The organism is Martelella sp. AD-3 (assembly GCF_001578105.1).
Taxonomy (GTDB): domain Bacteria; phylum Pseudomonadota; class Alphaproteobacteria; order Rhizobiales; family Rhizobiaceae; genus Martelella.
In genome coordinates this window covers 954,062-973,264 of the sequence record NZ_CP014275.1, presented here as the reverse complement: position 1 = coordinate 973,264, position 19,203 = coordinate 954,062, and the positions used below count along the sequence as shown (strand labels likewise).

17 protein-coding genes are annotated in these 19,203 nt (G+C 62.9%); 4 read left to right on the top strand and 13 right to left on the bottom strand.

Annotated elements, in window-relative coordinates; genetic code table 11:
* Nucleotides 1–85: 85 nt before the first annotated feature.
* From hpxZ to AZF01_RS04425, 3 genes are read right to left on the bottom strand one after another with little or no spacing between them, the layout of a single operon-like run.
* Entirely contained in the window at nucleotides 86–496 is a 411-nt protein-coding gene (gene hpxZ / locus AZF01_RS04435) for an oxalurate catabolism protein HpxZ (protein ID WP_024706630.1), read from the bottom strand.
* Nucleotides 493–1,278: a cysteine hydrolase family protein gene (locus tag AZF01_RS04430; protein ID WP_024706629.1), complete on the bottom strand. Its 786-nt coding sequence runs from the start codon at nucleotides 1,276–1,278 to the stop codon at nucleotides 493–495. The genes hpxZ and AZF01_RS04430 overlap by 4 nt, the downstream gene beginning before the upstream one ends.
* Nucleotides 1,278–1,706, bottom strand: a complete 429-nt coding sequence (locus tag AZF01_RS04425) for a cupin domain-containing protein (RefSeq protein ID WP_024706628.1) — start codon at nucleotides 1,704–1,706, stop codon at nucleotides 1,278–1,280. Before AZF01_RS04425 ends, AZF01_RS04430 begins: the two co-directional genes overlap by 1 nt.
* Before the next feature lie 254 nt (nucleotides 1,707–1,960).
* On the opposite strand from AZF01_RS04425, the gene AZF01_RS04420 reads away from it, so the two are divergent.
* On the top strand, nucleotides 1,961–2,863 hold the full coding sequence (locus tag AZF01_RS04420; RefSeq protein ID WP_024706627.1) for a LysR family transcriptional regulator: 903 nt from the start codon (nucleotides 1,961–1,963) through the stop codon (nucleotides 2,861–2,863).
* Nucleotides 2,864–3,156: 293 nt separating this feature from the next.
* On the opposite strand, the gene AZF01_RS04415 is transcribed toward AZF01_RS04420, so the two are convergent.
* From AZF01_RS04415 to AZF01_RS04370, 10 genes are all read right to left on the bottom strand, one after another.
* Nucleotides 3,157–4,845 (bottom strand): ABC transporter permease subunit, encoded by a 1,689-nt coding sequence (locus AZF01_RS04415; protein ID WP_024706626.1) that lies wholly within the window; start codon nucleotides 4,843–4,845, stop codon nucleotides 3,157–3,159.
* On the bottom strand, nucleotides 4,842–5,894 hold the full coding sequence (locus AZF01_RS04410; protein ID WP_024706625.1) for a PotD/PotF family extracellular solute-binding protein: 1,053 nt from the start codon (nucleotides 5,892–5,894) through the stop codon (nucleotides 4,842–4,844). Before AZF01_RS04410 ends, AZF01_RS04415 begins: the two co-directional genes overlap by 4 nt.
* 30 nt (nucleotides 5,895–5,924) lie before the next feature.
* The gene (locus AZF01_RS04405; protein WP_024706624.1) at nucleotides 5,925–6,950 is read right to left on the bottom strand and encodes an ABC transporter ATP-binding protein; all 1,026 of its coding nucleotides are present in this window, start codon (nucleotides 6,948–6,950) and stop codon (nucleotides 5,925–5,927) included.
* Entirely contained in the window at nucleotides 6,940–8,550 is a 1,611-nt protein-coding gene (locus AZF01_RS04400; protein ID WP_024706623.1) for a CocE/NonD family hydrolase, read from the bottom strand. The genes AZF01_RS04405 and AZF01_RS04400 overlap by 11 nt, the downstream gene beginning before the upstream one ends.
* A gap of 4 nt (nucleotides 8,551–8,554) precedes the next feature.
* Nucleotides 8,555–9,370: a creatininase family protein gene (locus AZF01_RS04395; RefSeq protein ID WP_024706622.1), complete on the bottom strand. Its 816-nt coding sequence runs from the start codon at nucleotides 9,368–9,370 to the stop codon at nucleotides 8,555–8,557.
* A 178-nt stretch (nucleotides 9,371–9,548) separates the two neighbouring features.
* Complete coding sequence (locus AZF01_RS04390) at nucleotides 9,549–10,547, bottom strand: LysR family transcriptional regulator (protein WP_024706621.1); 999 nt, start codon at nucleotides 10,545–10,547, stop codon at nucleotides 9,549–9,551.
* 84 nt (nucleotides 10,548–10,631) lie between these two features.
* Nucleotides 10,632–11,870, bottom strand: coding sequence for an amidohydrolase family protein (locus AZF01_RS04385; protein ID WP_024706620.1), 1,239 nt, complete (start codon nucleotides 11,868–11,870; stop codon nucleotides 10,632–10,634).
* Nucleotides 11,871–11,874: 4 nt separating this feature from the next.
* Nucleotides 11,875–13,065: an amidohydrolase gene (locus tag AZF01_RS04380; protein WP_024706619.1), complete on the bottom strand. Its 1,191-nt coding sequence runs from the start codon at nucleotides 13,063–13,065 to the stop codon at nucleotides 11,875–11,877.
* A 9-nt stretch (nucleotides 13,066–13,074) separates the two neighbouring features.
* Complete coding sequence (locus AZF01_RS04375; RefSeq protein WP_024706618.1) at nucleotides 13,075–14,106, bottom strand: questin oxidase family protein; 1,032 nt, start codon at nucleotides 14,104–14,106, stop codon at nucleotides 13,075–13,077.
* A gap of 17 nt (nucleotides 14,107–14,123) precedes the next feature.
* Nucleotides 14,124–15,578 (bottom strand): NAD(P)-binding domain-containing protein, encoded by a 1,455-nt coding sequence (locus tag AZF01_RS04370; RefSeq protein ID WP_081725670.1) that lies wholly within the window; start codon nucleotides 15,576–15,578, stop codon nucleotides 14,124–14,126.
* A gap of 207 nt (nucleotides 15,579–15,785) precedes the next feature.
* Between AZF01_RS04370 and AZF01_RS04365 the strand changes: the two genes are divergently transcribed.
* The 3 genes from AZF01_RS04365 to AZF01_RS04355 all read left to right on the top strand — a co-directional run bounded on the left by AZF01_RS04365 (nucleotide 15,786) and on the right by AZF01_RS04355 (nucleotide 18,909).
* On the top strand, nucleotides 15,786–17,066 hold the full coding sequence (locus AZF01_RS04365) for a sugar ABC transporter substrate-binding protein (protein WP_024706616.1): 1,281 nt from the start codon (nucleotides 15,786–15,788) through the stop codon (nucleotides 17,064–17,066).
* A 134-nt stretch (nucleotides 17,067–17,200) separates the two neighbouring features.
* A complete protein-coding gene (locus AZF01_RS04360; RefSeq protein WP_036235932.1) occupies nucleotides 17,201–18,094 on the top strand; it encodes a carbohydrate ABC transporter permease in 894 nt (297 codons plus the stop codon).
* Nucleotides 18,091–18,909, top strand: coding sequence for a carbohydrate ABC transporter permease (locus AZF01_RS04355; protein WP_024706614.1), 819 nt, complete (start codon nucleotides 18,091–18,093; stop codon nucleotides 18,907–18,909). The genes AZF01_RS04360 and AZF01_RS04355 overlap by 4 nt, the downstream gene beginning before the upstream one ends.
* Nucleotides 18,910–19,203 lie beyond the last annotated feature (294 nt).

Below are 19,203 nucleotides of genomic sequence, written 5' to 3'. Positions count from 1 at the left end.
ATTGCCGGAGCATGCACGCAGGTCGTTGAAAACGCAACGCGAAGCTGAACGACGACAGGGCGCGAAGCAGGCCGGCTAATCGATTTTAATGTGAATTGCCCATGAGCGACACATGGGCGGCGGCGACCTTCCAGCCGTTGGCGGTGCGGATCCATGTCTGGCTCTGGCGTCCGCGAACGGCCGCACCCGGCCGCTGGAACTCGAGGTCGCAGACCGCGCAATCCCTGCCGAAAGTGGTGATCTGGCGGCGGATGACGTTGCGCTGCGGCGAGCCGCCGGAACGGCCCTTGCGGAAATCGCGGATTTCGGAAATGCCGTAAAGGTTCTCGCCGACGCCGTAGCGCAGCGTGTTCTCGCTGTTCCAGAACAGCGCATCCAGCGTATCGAGATCATTCTCCATCAGCGCCTCTTCATAGAGGTCACAGAGTTTGGTGACCTCTTCCAGAACGTCCGGAAGATTGACGGGTTGAACGGCGGCGTCTTTTTCCTGCGTCATGCGTCTGCTCGCGAAAGGCCGGCGACGATATCATCCGATGAACAGACGAAGCCGAAGCACTGGCGGATGTTGTAGAGGGTGGCGTCCATGCAGAATTGCGGCGAGGTGGTTGCCGAACAGTCCTCGACCAGAATGCAGTCATAGCCAAGGAAACCGGCGTCCTGCAGGGTGCAGAGCACGCACTGGTCGACGTTGACGCCGGCAAAGAGCAGGGTGGCGATGCCGAGATTGCGCAACACGCTGTCGAGTTCGGTGTCCTGAAAGCCCGACATGCGGAACTTGTCGACAGAAATGTCAGTCTCCGCGATCTCGAGTTCGTCCACCACGGCCGCCGCCCAACTGCCCTTTTCCAGAACATTCGCGCCGTTGGGCAGCGGATCGCCGATGCCGGTTTCCCGCCCCGTGGGCTTGTAAACGTGGAGCGTGGAGGGCGGCAGGTTGGCCTTGTCCGCGCGGTTGCCCCAGTTGAGCCAGATGACCGGCACTTGGGCAGACCGCAGGCCCGGAAGCAGTCGCTGCAACGGATTGATCGGCGCGCGGGCCGGAGAAACATCGACGCCGATTCCGGCAAGCCAGCCATCGGGATGGCAGAAATCATTCTGCATGTCGACGACGATGATGGCGGTGCGGTTCAGGTCGAAGACGATCTCCCGGCCCCGGTCCTTCACGGCAAGCGGGCGCGGCGCGGGCTGCGCCCGGACCATATCGACCCGCCCTTTTGAAACCTGCCACCGGTTCAGCCGCGAAGGGCCGAGCGGCAGGGCATCGGCGTCTTTCCGCATCAGGCCGCCTTCCCGGTCAGCACCTTCAGGTCTTCCGCATCCAGCGAAACGCGCTCGCCGGAACGGATGAGCTCGGCGAAATCCTGGTTCGGCGTCATCACCGTCAGCGTGTAGAGCTTGGAGGAGCCAGTATTCTTGACCACATGTTCCGAGCCCGGACGCAGCATCAGCGCGTCGCCCTTTTTGATCGGCATTTCCTCGCCGTCGCTGGAAGCGATGCCCTCACCCTCGAGGACGTAGAAAAATTCATGCGCGTGGCTGTGCTCGTTCGGCGGCGTGGCGCCGCCGACAGTAAAGATCTCGATGACGAATATATTGTCGATCTCGTCCTTCTTCGGATCAAACAGGATCGCGAAATAATTGGTATCGGTCGGAGCAATCTTGAAGACCTCGGCCTTTTCGACCTGTTCGAATGCATAGGTGAGCATGGGACCCTCTGGAAATCCTGTCTGACAATAAGAGCCGACATGAGCGGCGCGGAGCATTTCAAGGTGGTGGGAGACCTCTGGAGAACCGCTCATGCCGGAACCGAAGGCCGAAACCGCCGCGACAGCTGGGGAAAAACGCTTTGCGGTGGCCGTGAACGCCTTCAGCACTGCAAGCATCGTGATGCAGTTTTTGTCGCTTTAAAAGCATTTATTTTCGCATAGAATGTTGCCTGAAAGGCAACAAAGGAAATGCCATGCTCCATGGACGCCTGCTCAATTATCTCGACGAGGTCGCGCGCACCGGCTCGGTGCGCAAGACGGCCGAACGGTTGAATGTCTCGGCCTCCGCAATCTCCCGCCAGATCGCGGCGCTGGAGGAAGCGCTTGATACGCAATTGTTCGACCGCAGCAGGCGACGCCTGACGCTTACGGCGGCGGGTGAAATCCTCATCGGCCATGTGCGCGAAACGCTGAAGGGCATGAACCGCGCCGAGGCGATGATGGAGGACCTGAAGGGGCTGAGACGCGGTGTCGTGGCGATCGCGCTGATGAGCGGGCTTGCCGCCAATCTTCTGCCGCGCGCGGTCGGCCGCTTTCAGCGCGCCAATCCGGGCGTCAGCGTGCGGATGATGCTGATGACCACCGGCGACGACATCCGCAATGCGGTGCGCGCCGGCGATGCCGATATGGGCCTTGGCTTCGATTTTCCGGGCGACGCCGATATCAGCGTGCTCGAGATCGCAATCGGCCGCCTTGGCATTGCGGTCGCGCCGGATCATCCGCTGGCGCGCTCCACCAGTGTGCGGCTTTCCGAATGCGTCGGCTATCCGGTCGCCGGCGCCGACCCGTCCACGGCGATCCGCCCGCATATCGAACAGGTCTTTTCCCGCGCCAACCTGCAGATGTCGTTCGCTGTGGAAGCCAATTCGATCGAAATGATGCGGCACCTTGCCATGAGCGAGGGCTACCTCACCTTCCTGACCCCTTTCGATATCGCCTTCGAAAGCCGCATGGGCCGGCTCGTCTATGTGCCGGTCCGGGAATTCCAGTCCGATACGCAGCAATTGATGCTGATCGGCGGGCGGCGCAACATCTCCGCCATCGCCAGCGTGTTCGTGGAGAATATCCGGACCGTGATGCGGGAAATGGCGGATTGAGGTGCGGGCAGACTGTTCATGGCTCGTAGCCTACCCGTGAGGAAGGGCTATCGCATACGGCGTAGCAGCTTGCCCCCAATACTCTCTCCCGCTGGCGGGAGAGATGCCCCGAAAGGGGCAGTGAGGGTGGCGCGGCATTTCAGATCGTGAGGGCGTTCGCGGTGACACACTCCCCCCTCACTGTCGCTGTCGCGACATCTCTCCCCTCCGGGGAGAGAAGATCGGGGGGCTATGCGACGAAGTCATATGCGATCCCCCCGCCCTTGAAAGGGGATCATTCCTGGCCCGCCCCGCTACCTTGCATAAAGCCGGTCCAGCCGGACAAAACGGCCGACGATGGCGAGCAGCACGATGGTCAGCAGGATCAGCACGGAGGAGAGCGCATGCGCGGTCGGCCTCAGTTCGAACGAGGCCTCGGCGTAGAGGCGCACCGGCAGCGTCGTCAGCCGGGCTGTGGTGAGGAAGCTCGTGACCGTCACCTCGTCGAAGCTTAGGAGGAAGCCGACGATCGAGGTGGCGAAGAGGCCGGGCATCAGCCCCGGCACGATCACCAGCAGCAAGCGCTTCCAGGCGTTCGCCCCGAGACTTGCCGCCGCCTCTTCCTGCGCCTCGTCGAGGCCGATCACCGATGCCGTCAGAAGCGTGATGGCAAAGGGCAGGATGACCACGACATGGATCGCCACAAGACCAATGAAGGCGGGCACGGCCACGTAGATCTGCAGGAGTTTCAGCATGCCGACGCCGAGGGCCACATGCGGAAGCGTCAGCGGCAGCAGCCAGAAGGCAAGCAGCGCCGAGCGGCCGCGGAAGGGAAAGCGGGCCAGCGCGAAGGCGGCCGGCACCGCAATGATCAGCGACACGGCAAGCGCCGCAAGCGCCACCTTGACGGAAACGATGAAGGAATCCGTGTAGTAGCCGGAAACGAAGACCTCGTGATACCAGCGCAGCGTGAAGCCGCGGAAGCCGGCGGCTGTCGCCAGTTCCACATCGTTGAAGCTTTGGACGAAGACGAGGCCGAGCGGCAGCAGCAGCAGCACGACGGAGGCGGCAAACAGCAGCCAGGAGATGATCGGACCGGCGACATTGACGACCGGCTCGACAAAGCGCGGCAGCGCGAACGGCCGGCTTCTGCCGCCATAGCGCCAGGTCATCAGCCGGTTGAGCGCAAGCGTCGCCAGCACGGCGAAAAGCAGGCCCGTGACCGTCATCACCAGCGCCAGCGCTGCGGCAAGCGAGGTGTTGAGATTGTGCATGGCCTCCTGCAGCACCAGCATGCCGGTGGTCCAGACCTTCTTGCCGCCGAGCATGGTGGCGGAGACGTAAGAGGTCGACGACATCAGGAAGACAACGATCATGCCGGACTTGAGCCCCGGCAGGGACAGCGGCAGATCAACCGTCAGAAAGCGGATCGCGGGCGAGGCGCCGAGGCTTCGGGCCGCCTCGTGCACGCGCGGCGAGGTGTTCTGAAGATTGTCGTAGAGCGCCAGCACCATGAAGGGCATGAACACCTGGGTCAGCGCCACGATCACCGCGCCGTGGTTGAACAGCATGGTCTTGACGGGCGGAATGCCGAACCAGCCGGTGACGATATTGATCAGCCCTTCCGGCGACAGCAACAGGATAATGCCGAGCGAGCGCACGACCACATTGGTCAAAAGCGGAATGAGAACGATGGCAAAGGCAAAGGCGCGGTATTTGCCCGGCATGCGCGCCAGCCAGTAGGCCACCGGATAGCCGAGCAGCGCCGAGGCGATGGTGACCGCGACCGACAGCCAGATCGTCTCGAACACCACCCGATAGTAGAAACTGTCGGAGGCGATATCGATGAACTGCTGCAGCGAGGGCGACTGGATCAGCGGTCCGAACGGGTCGGAATATTCATGCAGGGACAGGAATACCACCGCGACAAGCGGCGCGGCAAAAGCGATCAGGAGCCAGATGGTGACCGGCGCTGAAAGCGCCGGCCCAAGCCATTTCCTCATCCGGCAATCTCCCGGTCGTAGATGGACTGCCATTTATTGCGGTTGGCATTGATGTAATCCCAGTCGAAGTCGACAAGGGTGTCGATCTGGTCGGGCATGATCAGCTTGCTCTGCAGGTCAGCCGGGATATCGACATTGTCGACGGTCGGCGAGTAGTAGATCTCCTTGGCATAGGCAAGCATGACCTCCGGCGACAGGTGCAGGTTGACCCACTCTTCCGCCAGCTTCTGGTTCCGCGTGCCCTCGGTGATGCAGGCGACGTTCATGGCGAGCGCCTTGCCTTCTTCCGGATCGGCGAGTGCGAAATCGGGGTTCCGCTCCTCGATGTATTTTTCGCAGAAGCTGCCGAACTCGACCGACAGATCGGCGATATCCTGATCGAACATGTCGAAGAGCTGCGCCTGGCTGCCCTGGATAGCGGCAAAGGGCTTCAGTTCCTTGACCTTGTCGAAGCCTTCCGGCGCCATTTTGGTCTGGTCGCCGAACCAGGAAAGCGTCGACATCATCAGCGCGGAAATGCCCTCGGCGCCGAGGCCGTTCGGCCATGCGATGCGGCCCTGCCATTCCGGCTTCCACATGTCCTTCCAGGACGTGATCGGCGCGGACGCCTTGGTCTTGTTGTAGACGATGGTGCAGGGGTTGATGGCAACGCCGTAACCGCCCTTCCTGGCGATCGGGTAGAGATATTGCGCGTTTTCGACGGCATCGGTCGCCGGCTGGGTGACGCCATCCTTCACGGCCTGACGGCTTTCGAAGATGTTGAGGTAGAGCACGTCGAAGCTCGGGCGGCCGCGCTCGGCATAGGCGCGGGCGCGGCGCTCGACGGTACCGCCCAGAACATAGGAGATCTTGCAGCCGTATTTGTCGACCAGAACCGGCTCGATATACTGTTTGACGATCTTTTCCTGGGTGCCGCCCCAGATGCCGACGACAAGCTCGTCGCCGGGCTTCGGGTCCGGCGTCTGGGCCCGGACGAAGGAATAGGGAGCGGCAAGCGTGGCGGCCCCGCCCAGAATAAGTTTGTTGAAGGAACGTCTCTTGATGTTCATGACAGCTGTTCTCCTGGTTTTATGTTTTTGTCAGATAAAGGTGGTCCCGCCCGGTTCGGCGGTGACCCGGCATGCGGTGCCGACCGGCGGCGGCGGCGTATCGGAGGGAACGACAAGCCGGATCATGCCGCAGGCGGCCTGGATATCGGCCTCATAGGTCTCGCCGAGATAGGCTGCGTTGACGAGCGTTCCTGAGACCGAAAGCGGGGAGTTCTCTTCGCCGAAGCGCAGGCGCGAGGCGCGCAGCACCAGTTTGGTGGCCTTTGCCGGCGCACCGGCGCAGGTGATGCCGGGGGCGGAAAACACGCCGTTCTCCACCTTGCCGTCGATCACCGTGCGGTGGCCGAGGAAGGTCGCGGTAAACGGGCTCTTGGGGTGATCGCAAAGGGCAAGCGGCGTGCCGATCTCGCTCATCACGCCCTTGCTCATCACCGCCACCCGGTCCGACATCGAAAGCGCTTCGGATTGGTCGTGGGTGACGAAGATGGTGGTGATGCCGAGGCGCTGCTGCAGCGAGCGGATCTCGTTGCGCATGTCGGCCCTGAGATTGGCGTCGAGGTTCGACAGCGGCTCATCCAGAAGCAGAACATCCGGCTCGATCACCAGCGCGCGGGCAAGGGCGACGCGCTGCTGCTGGCCGCCGGAGAGCTGGCCGGGATAGCGGTCGGCATAGGGGCTAAGGCCGACAGTTTCCAGCGTCTTTCCCGCCCGCTCCCGCCACTCGGCCCGCGAGGCGTTGCGCATGCGAAGACCGAAGCCGACATTGTCGATCACGGTCAGATGCGGAAACAGCGCGTAGGACTGGAACACCACGCCGATATTGCGCTTGTGCACCGGCTTGCGGCTGATGTCCTTGTCGTTGAGGATGATGCGACCGCCCGACGGCTCGACGAAACCGGCGATCATCCTGAGCGTCGTCGTCTTGCCGCAGCCAGACGGGCCGAGCAGCGACAGAAGCTCGCCCTTGGGCACTTCGATCGTCAGGCCCGAGACGGCTGTGGTATCGCCATAGGTCGCCGAAACATTGTCGAGGGTGAGATAGGGCTTAGGCGCCATTTGCGGTGTCCTCATTCAGAACGGAAAGCACGAGACGGCTGGCCGCGTGGCAGATCGCCAGCGTCAGCGGCTGAGCGTTCATCCCATCGGCAGATGCCGGGTCTTGTGCATGGAGAGAAAAGGCGGGCCAGGCGGCGGCCTGCAGCGACAGGCGGAGGCTGAAACCCGCCGGCACCGTGACAAAGGCCGCTCTGAGACCGACGCTCACCGGCGCACCCGTCACTTTTGTCCGGGTTATTCCGGTCTGGATCACGTTTGCGCTTCCTGTGGGGGTGACCAGAGAGAGCGTGGCAACGAGATCGAAAACCTGTGCTTCCGTCGATATGGTGATGTCAGCCCTGACGGGCCCGCAAAGGATGAAGTCCTGCGCAAAGGGCGCTGTGGTATAGACGGCGACGTCTGAACGGTCGTCGCTCGCCGCCCGATCGACGAAGCCCGCCGGTTCGCCGACATGTCCGCCGACAAGCGGCGCCGGACGGAAGGGATCGCTGACGAGCACATCCTCACCATCGCCGGCCACATCCGCAAGCCTGCCGTCATTGGCAAGCGTCGCGGCAAGCCCGCCGGAAGCGAGCGCCAGCGGTTTCTTCAGGGGCTCCGGCCAGTGGTCGAACGCCCTCCAGCGACGCTCCCCCATATCGAACAGCGTGAGAGCCGGCGGCGGATTGCCCCGGTTCTTCAGATAGAAATCGAAGAAGGCGATATTGGCGCGGTCGACGGAATAGGTCTCCGCTTCCGGCATGCGCGATTGGCCGCTTGCGCCGTTCCACGGCATATGCGCCCACGGGCCGATGGCAAGATGCGCGGTCTCCGGCGAGGCGTTGCGAAACGCCCGATCGGCGGCAAGCGTGCCTTCCAGCATGAAGTCGTACCAGCCGCCGGTGTGCAGCACCGGGATATCCAGCGCGTGATCCTTGAGCAAGCGCTTAGGCGAGACCTGATCCCAGTCGCTTTCGGCATTGTCGATCCAGCGCTTCAGGTGCGAAAGCGCCGGGCGTTCGGCGAGGTAGCGGGCTGTCTCCGGAAGGCCCTTGAGGGCGGAAAGTTCGGCATGGGTCTCGCGATCGCCATCATGGGCAGCCTTCAGCAAAGCCATCTGCAGCGCCCAGCCGACCATGCCGGCATAACGCGGCGCCCCGCCCTCATAGGCCCAGTCCTTCTCCGGTGCGAAGGACCCCATGGCCGGTGCCATGGCATCCACTCGTCCGCCGCCGGCAAGCGCCAGATATTGCGTGATCGCCTGATAGGAAAAGCCGTAGAGCCCGATCTTGCCGTTGGCCCCCTCAAGCCCCCGCGCCCAGTCGACCGTTTCCGCGCCATCGCTCAATTCCTGGCGCAGGCAATCGAAATCGCCTTCCGAGGCGCCCATGCCGCGCACGTCCTGCACCACCACGAGATAGCCGTGGCGGGCATACCAGGAGGGGTGGGCGAGGACGACGGTGGAGGCGATTGCCTTGCCATAGGGCTGGCGCATCAGAAGAACCGGCCAGTCCCCCTCGCCCGGCGGGCGATAGACATCCGCCGCCAGCGCCACACCGTCTTTCAGGGTGAGGTGTTCGACGCGCTTTGAAACGGCAGATGTCGGGTTTCGTGCCAGCAAGCGATCAGTCCTTGAACATGGTCTTCTGGGTGAGCCGTTCCATCGGGAAGGCGAGAACCTCTTCTGCAAGCGCTACGAGGCTCTGAGCAGAGCGCTCGACATGGATCTTGCCACGCTCGGCGTCGGCGGCAGCCGCATTGCCGCAGGCGCCGGAGGGGTGCAAGTCCTGGGTCTGCCAGCCGAAGCCGATCCGCCCTTCCGCCGTCAGCACCTGATTGCCGCGCTCCATCTCGACGGACATTGGCTGGAAATCCTCGGCATATTGCATGTCGACCAGGTCTGGATGCAGATGCAGCATGGTCGAGGTTTCGGATTCACCGCCGTGAATGCCGTGTTTCAGCTCGTGCTCGCTGTAGAGATCGGCCTGGCTGGCGCCGGCGGAGACCCAGGAGGAGACGGCGAACATGCCGCATTTGATCCTCAGCTCGCGGCACACGATCTCCATCACCTGCGGCTGGCCGCCATGGGAATTGGCGAAGATGATCTTCCTGCAGCCGGCCCGCGCCACGCTCTCGCCGATCTCGAACCAGAGGCGGGCCAGCGTTTCATAGGACAGCGTCAGCGTGCCGGGATATTCGAGATGCTCGACCGATTTGCCGACCGCCTGCATCGGCAGGACCAGCACCTTCATGTCGTCCGGCATGATTTCCACGGCGCGGCTGATGATGCCGGCATTGATGGCGCTGTCGACGCGAACGGGAAGATGCGGACCGTGCTGCTCGACGGCGGCCACCGGCAGGATCGCGACGAATTCCGACATGTCCATGTCGGTAAAGTCCTTGGTCGTGTGATCCCACCACCAGTGCGATTTGAGCGGCATTTGGTCTTCCTTCCATCCAGCGTCCGGACAAGGCTTCGCCGGCGGCGCGAGCGACACGGCTCGGCACGGCAACCAACCGGACTAAGTTTTATGCAGTTTAGATTTGTGCCTACATTATGATCATGCCATTTGACGTTCGGCAATTCCGCCTGGGCTTATATGCGGTATAGGCTGCGGCTTATACCGCTGCGAGCGCGGCAAGCCCGGCCATGGAGGCCGGCGTCGGCCGCGCCTCCAGATCGGCCCCGTAACGCCTTGAAACATCACGGATAAGATTGCGCACCCAGCGATTGGCCGGACTTTTATGCGCGCGCTCATGCCAGAGGAGATAAAGCCGCATATTGCCGAAATCGCGCGGCGCGGGAACGACGCAGAGGCCATAATCCGGGTATCGGTCCACAACGAACTCGGCATAGGGCCGCGCCGTGGTGAAGATCAGGTCGGTGCGCGCGATCACCGGCGGCACCAACGCATATTCCGGCACGGAAAGCGCCACCCGACGATTGACGCCAAGCTGTTTCAGCCGTCCCCCGATGGGGCTGAAGGCGGGCCGGACGACCGAGCCGAGCGAGAGATGCGGTAAGTCGAGATAATCATCCATCGACATCGCGCCCGCCCTGGCAGCGGGATGGTCGGCCCGCAGGATGCAGGCGGTCTCGCAATCGAAGATCGTGCTGGAGCGCAGGCTTTCATGCGGCGCCGGCCAGTTGGCGACGAGAAGATCGGAAGCGCCGGAACTCAGTTGCTCGGTCAGGTCGTCGCTTTCGGCAGGAGCGAAGAAACCGATCGAGGCTACCGGCGCTTCGTTGCGGAGCCTCGCGGCAATCGGCGGAATGAGAAAGCCGTTGAAACAGCTCATCGCCGAAATCCGCATGGCGAAGGCGGTGGTGGCCGGATCGAAGGCCTCTTCCGGGCTGATGGTCTCGCTGAGTTCCGCCAGGATGCGGCCAAGCGAGGCGCACACCGTCTCTCCCCGCTCCGTCACGGCCATGCCCTGCCCGCTCCTGACCAGAAGCGGATCGTCGAAAACCTGCCGCGCGCGCTTCAGCACGGCGCTGACGGAAGGCTGGCTTTGGCCGAGCCTGGCGGCAACGCGCGAAACATTCTGTTCGCTCAACAGAAGGAAGGTCGTGCGCAAAAACCGGACATCAATCGTGCCGTTCTGATCCATGATCATGCAAATCGCCTTTCACATGCACAAAACGGTCTCCCGAAATAATGATAAGCAATTTCCGTGCCGCACCACCGGCTTTCCGGCCATTCACGTCCGGGGAGAGCCGAAAAGCCGGGGCCGCGGACGCTCGAAGGTCATCGTCCCATTTCGCCAGCCTGCCAGCGCCGGCGCCGCCGTCGCCACGGCTTCCGCCGGGGTCTCGGCATCGAACAACACCACATTGGCAGGCGCGCCTGCTGCAATGGTCGCGGGTTGACGTCCAAGCAAGCGCTCGGCCTGGGCGCAAACCATGTCAAACACGGTCTGAAGGTCGTCCGGCGTGCCGAGCTGGGCGATATTCGCATAGAGATTGGCCATGCGCATCAGCGAGGCATCGCCGAAGGGCGTGAACGGGTTCAGCACGTTGTTGGTGGAAAGCGCGGCGATGCCGCCGGCCGCGATCAGCCGGTGTCCGGGCGTCATCCCGCGCGGCACCAGATGGGTGAATTCGCGGCCGTTGAGATAGAGATCGGTTGCCGGCAGAACCGTCAGCGCGATACCCGCTTCTGCAAGTTCCGCAAGGGCCGCCGCGAATGCCTGAGGGCCGAGCGCGGAAAGCTTGGTGGCATGGCCGATGGAGACGCGCCCCTGATAGCCGCGCCTCTTCGTCTCGGCGATGATCGCGCCAAGATCGGAGCCCTCCGGCTTCAGGTCAAAATCGACGTGGAAATCGACATTGACGCCAAAACGCTCGGCAAGATCGAAAATCTTTGTCACATGGGTGGCCGGATCGGCATCGGTATAGGGACAGCCGCCGACCTGATCGGCGCCATTTGCCAGCGCCTCGGCCAGCATCTCCTCCGTGCCCGGATCGTTCGTCAGCCCCTCCTGCGCGAAGGCTGAGATGATGATTTCGATCGCATCGGCATAGTCGCGGCGGATCGCCCTGATCGCCTCGAAGGAACGGAAGCCGGCGCGCGGATCGACCTCGACGAAGGTGCGCATCAGCATCGTGCCTTGCGATATCGCCTGCTCGACCACTTTTGCCGCGCGGGCATAGACATCCGCCTCGGTGAAGGCGGCCTTGGCCTTCGCGGTTTCCCGCACGGCCTCGGCAAGCGTACCCTCGCACAGCGCGCAACGAGCGATGATCCCGGCCTTGTCGAGGTGGATATGGGTTTCGGTCAGCCCCGGCGTGGCCAGCCTGCCACCGGCATCAAAAGACGGCGCATCGCAGATGATGCCGCTTGCAACAGAGGCGATGCGATCACCGGCAAAGGCGATATCGACCGGCATGTCCTGCCCAGAAAGTTGGGCGTTGCGGATAAGAAAGTCGATCTCAGCCATCAGATCACACCAGCCGCCCGGCTTCGGCAACCTTGCACCCGGCCTTGAACACGGCGCGGCTCACGGGGCGCTCGGCCAGCGTTTCGGCAATGCTGCCGCAATCGACCAGCATGAAATCGGCGGGCGCGCCTTTGGCAAGCGGCTCCGCTCGACCGAGCACCGCGCCGGAGGCTTGGGTCACAAGCGCAAAGGCCCGCTCCAGGTCATCGTCAGCGCGGAAATCCTGCCGGTCGCAGATGATGCCGGCGCGTTCGATCAGATCGCCATTGCCGAAAGGCGACCAGGCATCGCGGATATTGTCGGAGCCGGCGAAGACCCGGACGCCTGCTTCAGCCAGTCGCCTGACCGGCGGCATCGGCACCGGACCGGGGCCGTTGGTCATGATCGAGACTTCGGCACGCGCCAGAAGCGACGCCGTCCGGCTGAATTCCGCGTCGTCCAGCTCGCCAAGGCAGAAGGCATGGCTGACCGCCACCCTGCCCTGAAGCGACAGCGCGATCGTACGCTCGGCGATCTGGCGCAGTTCGAAAGCGCCCAGCGCGCCGCCATCATGCAGATGCAGGTCGACGCCGACATTGTGCCTCTCGGCAACGGCAAAGACCGCATCGAGATGACCCTCGATATCATCATCAATGCCGGCCGGATCCAGCCCGCCGACGAGATCCGCGCCCGCCGCGACCGCCTCGTGCAGGAGGTCGGCCGTGCCAGGATCACGGATAATGCCGGACTGCGGAAAGGCGACAATCTCAATGTCGACCAGATGACCGTGGCTTTGTCTCAGCGACAGCACCTGCTCGAGGCCCTTGAGGCCGATCTCGGCGTCAATATCCACATGGCTTCTGACGGCGACCGTGCCGAGCGCTGCGATCTTCTCGATCAGCGCGCCGCCGCGCGCCGTCACGGGAAGCGCCACCGTGCGGCGCAGCTCGCGCTCGGCGGCGATCCGTTTGGCGACGGTATCACCCCGAATATGCGGAATGAAGGGAAGGCCGATCAGCGTCTTGTCGAGATGGATATGCCCGTCGACCAGCCCAGGCAGGATCATCCGGTCGGCTCCGTCGATCCGCTCTGCCGCGTCCGGCACCTCTGCCGCTCCTTCCGGCCCGAAACCGGCGACGCACCCTCCTTCGACCAGAAGCGTAACGCGCTCGCCCCGATGATTGCGGATGTTTTCAACGGCAATAGATGTGGGCAATGGCTTTCCTCAGTCGATCAGGCGAAGGCGGCGGGCGGCGGCGACGCGGTAGAGCCGGTCGCCGCCCCAGGCTTTCTGCTCCTCGGAGGCGGAAAAGATCAGGCTGACGTCATGTTCGTCATAGGAGGCAATGGCCGCGGCCTTGATCTCCGGCCAGTCGGGAGCGGCACGTTCGCGCATGTCCTGCACCTCATCGGCCGTGGGGAAGACCGGAAAGCCGATCTTCGGCACAAGCGCCGCGATCACCTGCCAGAAAGCACGGTAGAGCGGCTCCACCTTATCCTCGTCCACATGCGGGGTGACGAGGCGCATCCAGTGCATGCCGGTGACGGCGTGAAGCGCGGAAAAATCGAGCGTGAAGGCAAAGGCGACGAGCGAGACCTCGGTCATCCGCCGCACCGTGTTGTCGTGAAAGCGCAGCCGGTCGATCACCGGCGCAAAGCCCGGAAGCGCGCCGACGGCACGGATATTGTGCCAGAGCAGGTCGGTTTCGGTCTCGTAATCGCGGATGCCCTCGATCTCGGCGATGCCGGCCAGCACCTCCGCCGGATCATCCGTATCGGCGTCGAAACGACCAGGCCCCGGAAGCGGCAGATAGGTCGCCGCCCAGTAGCCAAGCGCGTGACCGACCTCGCGGGCGTCGTTCTTCAACACGCCATAGGCAAGCCGCATCAGCGGATGGGTTGCGCTTCCCGCGATGCCCTGCGTCATCGCCGGCAGATAGGTGCGGATCGCCCGGTCAATGCCGAGCCGCTGCGCCTCGCCGACAAAAAAGCCGCGATAATCCGCCTCGCGCGCACGCTCGCCCAGCGCTTCCTGCCAGTCGGCGGGATTGACCGGCGCCACTGGTTCCGCGACAGGCGGCAGGGCATGGGCATCGCGATAGGCCTCGTACCATTCATCGAGCCGCTCGGGCGATGCTCCGAGCCGGTCGAGCGCAATCAACACCATCGGCACGTGATTGGCGAGCAAATAGGGAAATTCGACGCTGCGTGTCTGGGCCTTCGCCAGAACGGCATCGAGTGTCAGCGGTGTTGTCATATTGTCCTCCCCGGCTGTCAGGCCGAAACCTTTCCGCGCGGATTGAAATGCTGTTCGCGGTAGCCGGCAAGCTCTCCCCGGAAGCGCGCGGCGTCTTCCAGAAAGAAGGCCCGCGTCATGCCGTCGGCGATGCGGGCAATGCCGTATTTGATCCCGGTGATACCATTGGACACCGGTCCAAGGCTTGGCACCGCGCCGCCATTGAACATATGGATGCGCGAGACCCAGCGATCGCTCACCGCATCCATCGGCGTCAGCTCGAATGTGCGCCCGAGATACGGCGCGTGCAAGACCGGCGGGCAATCTTCGCCGTTCGGCGGCGTGAAACGGTCGCGCCAATAGGCAAAGCGCCCGTTGAGGGGGACAAGCTCCGGCCGCATGGAAAAATCGATGCTGTAGCCGGTGCCCAGCAGAATGTGATCGGCCATCAGTGTGCCGTTCCTTGTCTCGGCGCGGATGCGGCCATTCTCGATGGCAAGCGATGTGATGCCGCTACCGAGTTCCATAATGAAATTCGGACAGGCGGTGGCGCGGTCATACTGGTCCTGCGTCGGCGGCACCTTCAGATCATAATAATGCCGCGAGAAGCGCCATTTCTCCACATCCGGCAGTTCGGCAAAGGCGCCGAGATAGCCCGGAAAATTGGTCCACGCCAGCACCTCGGTGCAGGCAAGCTCCTTAGCGCGCGCCACCATGGTGACACGCCGCGCGCCGTTCTCCAGCGCGGTCACCGCCCAGTCGAAACTGGAGGTCGCGGAACCCAGAACGATAACGTCCTTGCCCTTCAGATGGCCGTCTTCACCCTGCTCGGCGCTGTGTGTCCAGAACGCTTTGGGAAGCGCGGCGACATTTTCAGGCACATAAGGCCCGCCGCAGCCATCCATGCCGTTTGCCATGACCAGCCTCCGGCAGGTGATCTCGCCGGGCAGAGAGCCATTGCCGGAGATCGTCAGGCGCACGCCGTCGTCGGCCTCGGCCACCGCCTCAAGCCGGGTTTCATTGCAGACCGTCACGCCGCTCGCCCTGCGGAACCAGAGCATGTAGCGCATCCAGTCCTCGCGGCCGATCTTCTCGAGACCGGCAAAGGTTTCGGCGCCGTAAACCGCTTCATACCATGCGCGCGGGCTCAGGCTCGGAATGCCGAAATCGGGTCCGGCCAGCGTCTTCGGGGAGCGCAGCGTCTTCATGCGCGCGGACGTGACCCACGGCCCCTCGCGCCCGGCCTCGGCCTGATCGATCACGAGAACGCCCTCGATGCCGCGACGCCTCAGCGCGAAGGCGGCCGAGAGCCCGTTCAGCCCGGCCCCGACAATCACGACATTGTAACGCGCCTCTTTCTCCGGCTTCTTCAGCCAAATCGGCGCCGCTGCCTCGATACAGTCCATCTCCCAGGCCGCGCGTGCGGCGAGCCGTTCAAGGCGTTGCTCAAGGTCGCCGGACAAGGGCGTCGAAAAGTCGGTCAGGCACTGCATTCTGGTTCCCGATCAGGCGTTTGCTCAATTTTCAGGCAAAACAGGCCGGATTTGTCTGATTTTTGGGCGATAATGTTCTTTTTTGTGATTTTTTACTTGAATTCTTTTTTTGTCAAGTGCGCTTGAGTGCGTTTTTGTTTGATGTATAGTGTTTATCGATCATGACATTCATTCCAACAACAGATGCATGACACAAAGGGGAACAGTATGAAAAACGCAGACGCCGCAAAGCTTGCGACAGCGGGGCTTCTCGCCTGCCTGATGGGCTCCACCGCCCTTGCGCAGGACAAGCCCTTTTCGGGCATCACGCTCACTATCGCCTCTCAGAACGACCAGTTCGCGCCGGTGATCGCCGAACTGGCGCCGAAATTCGAGGAAGAGACAGGCGCGACCGTGAAGGTCGACATTCTCGACTACGGCTCGCTCCTGACCAAGACCACCGCCGACTATATCGGCGACACCGAAGGCTACGACCTTGTCACCATGGATATCGTCTGGGCGGGAGAATACGCCGAAAACGGCTATTCGGTCGAGCTTTCAGAGCTGATCGAGCGCGATGCCGACGAGATCGACGTCGACGACATCTACCCCAAGCTGATGATGGGCCTCGGCAATTTCGAGGGCCGGCAGGTTGCTTTCCCCTTTGCCGGCTATGCCAATGTGCTGGCCTATAACAAGACCCGGCTGGATGCAGCCGGCCTTGAAGCGCCGACGACCATGGAAGAATTCGTCGCCGCCGCCGAAAAGCTGACCGATCCGGACGCCGGCCTCTACGGCTTTGTCGCCAACGGCCAGAAGGGCCCGGCCAGCGCCCAGGACTGGATGCAGTACAACAGCGAGATGGGCGGCGCGATCATGGGCGAGGACGGCATGCCGACGCTCAATTCCGATGCCAATGTGGAAAGCCTGAAGGTCTATCGCGACCTGTTCCGCAAGGCGGCGCCGCCCGGCGCTGCCGGCTATGACTGGGGCGGGCGCGAGGAAAGCTTCCGCCAGGGCGTTGCGGCGCTGATGCAAACATGGTCTGTCGGCGCGCCCGGCTATTACAATCCGGAGATTTCCAAGGTCGTCGATGACGTCGCCATCACCACCGCCCCGCATTCGGGCAGCGCGGCCCCGAGCTACGGCATCGGCGGCTGGGGCATGGCCATCAACGCCGACGTTTCCCCGGAAGAACAGGAGGCCGCCTGGGCCTTCATCAAATGGCTGACCAGCCCGGAGATCCACAAGGAATTCAATCTCATGGGCGCCGGCAGCTTCCTGCGCAAGAGCGAGATGACCGATCCCGACCTGCTGGAAAAATTCCCGTTCCTGCCGGTGCTTGCCGAAACTTTCGAGAACGGCAATTATGACTACCGTCCGCGCATCCCGGAATATCCGCAAATCCAGGATTTCCTCGGCACCGCGGTCAATTCCGTGCTGGTCGGCGATGCCGATCCGAAGGAAGCGCTCGACGCCGCGCAGGCGCAGGCCGAAGAGCTGTTCTGAGAACAGCGTTTGCATCAGCGGACCGCCCGTCAGCGTCCGGGCGGTCCGGCTCTCGCATGGATAGTAAAACCGAGGTTACGCGCGTGAGTGCGATCGCAGATCATCCGGGCATCGAACTGGTCGAACCCAAGGGCATGCCCTTTGCCGCGCGGCGAAAGCTGTTTCTCGTCATCATGGCCGTTCCCGTGGTCGCCTATGTGCTGGTGGTCGGCATCTGGCCGCTGGCGCAAGGCATCTGGTACAGCCTTTACGACTACAATCTGATCCGCCCGCAGCGGACGAAATTCGCCGGTCTCGACAATTATGTCGAGATCATCACCGATCCGGTAAGCCGGCAGGCGCTGATCAACACCGCGATCTTCACCCTCGGCGCGGTGTTCTTCGAACTGCTGCTCGGCTTCATGCTGGCGCTGGCGCTCTGGCGCGACGACCGGTTCAACCGGCTCGCGCTGGCGCTGATCCTGATCCCCGTCACCATCACGCCGCTGGTTGTCGGCCTCATCTTCAAGGGGCTGCTCGCCGCCGATTACGGCATGATCGGCTATTTTCTCGCCGAATGGGGCCTGACGGACCCGCGCGGCCTCCTCGCCGACCAGCACGCAGCGCTCGCCACCCTGATCTTCATCGATGTGTGGGAATGGACGCCGCTTGTGGCGCTGATCCTGCTCGCGGGCCTCAAGGCCCTGCCCTCCGACATTCTCGAGGCCGCCTCGGTTGACGGCGCGACGGGCCCGCAGAAGCTCAGGATCATCGTCATCCCGCTGATGCTTCCGGCCGTGCTGCTGGCGCTCATCCTGCGCACCGTCGATGCCTTCCGGGTGTTCGACACGGTCTATGTGGCAACCGGCGGCGGGCCGGGCAATGCCACCAACACGCTGATGCTGCATGCGGTCAAGCAGGGACTCGAGTTCTTCAATATCGGCCGCGCCTCGGCGATCGCCAACCTCACCCTCTTGATCATCGCGGTCATCGCAGCTGCTTTCGTGATGATGATCCGCCACGCAGACAAGAAGGCGAACGGAAAATGACGGCAAAATACTGGTTTCAGGCGGGCCGCCGCGCCTTTCTCGTCGTCATGCTGGTTTTCTTTCTGGCGCCCTTCCTGTGGCTTGCAACCACGGCTTACAAGCCTTCCGGCGCGATCTTTTCGATCCCGCCGACCTTTGGTTTTTCGCCCACGCTCGATCAGTTCCGGACAATCTTCCGGCTGTTCGATGTCTGGAGCCTCTTGCGCTCCAGCGTCCTGATCGCCGCCGGTTCGGTGATCCTGTCGCTGGCGCTCGGCGTGCCGGCGGGCTATGCGCTGGCGCGCTCGAAAAGCCGCTATGCCATGGGCATTGCCTATTTCCTGATGGCGATCCGGATGATCCCCTCGGTCGCGGCCCTCATTCCGTTTTACCTGATGATGCGCGATATCGGCCTGCTCGGAAGCTGGATGTCGGTGGTGCTGATCAACTCCATGCTCAACTCCGCCTTCGTCACCTGGCTGATGTTTTCCTATTTTCGAGGCCTGCCGCCGGAGCTGGAGGAAGCCGCGCTGACGGATGGCTGCAGCCAGTTCGGCGCCTTCTTCAAGGTGGCGCTGCCGGCCGTAAGAGCGGGCATCATCGCCTGCGTGCTCTTCTGCCTGATGTTTTCCTGGAACGACTTCCTCTACCCGATGTTCCTGACGCGGCTTGAATCAAAACCGCTCTCGGTCGCACTTCTGTCCGCCTACGGCACCAAGGACATCACCTGGGGCACGCTCGGCGCGCTGGCGCACTTCTCCACCATCCCGATCGTGGTCGTGATTCTGTTTCTGAACCGCTATTTTGTGCAGGGGCTGACCAAGGGGATCCACTGAGGGCGGGTCTGCCGATGGCGAGACCTGGAAGCGGCAAAGCCGCCGCGAAGGCGGCGGCGTCAGACTGGCGACAAAGCAAACTCCACGCATTGCCGTCATGCTCGGGCTTGTCCCGAGCATCAGAGCAAGTTTCAGCGCGACAGGCGCATGCGACCAAAATCCATTTTGAAAACAGAATATCACCAACCACCCGCTCCGCTCGCAAGGAGGGGTGGCTAGATCCTCGGGACAAGCCCGAGGATGACGTGCATATGGGTGGCGAGGTTCGTTAACAAACTGAAGCCGCTGCGAAAG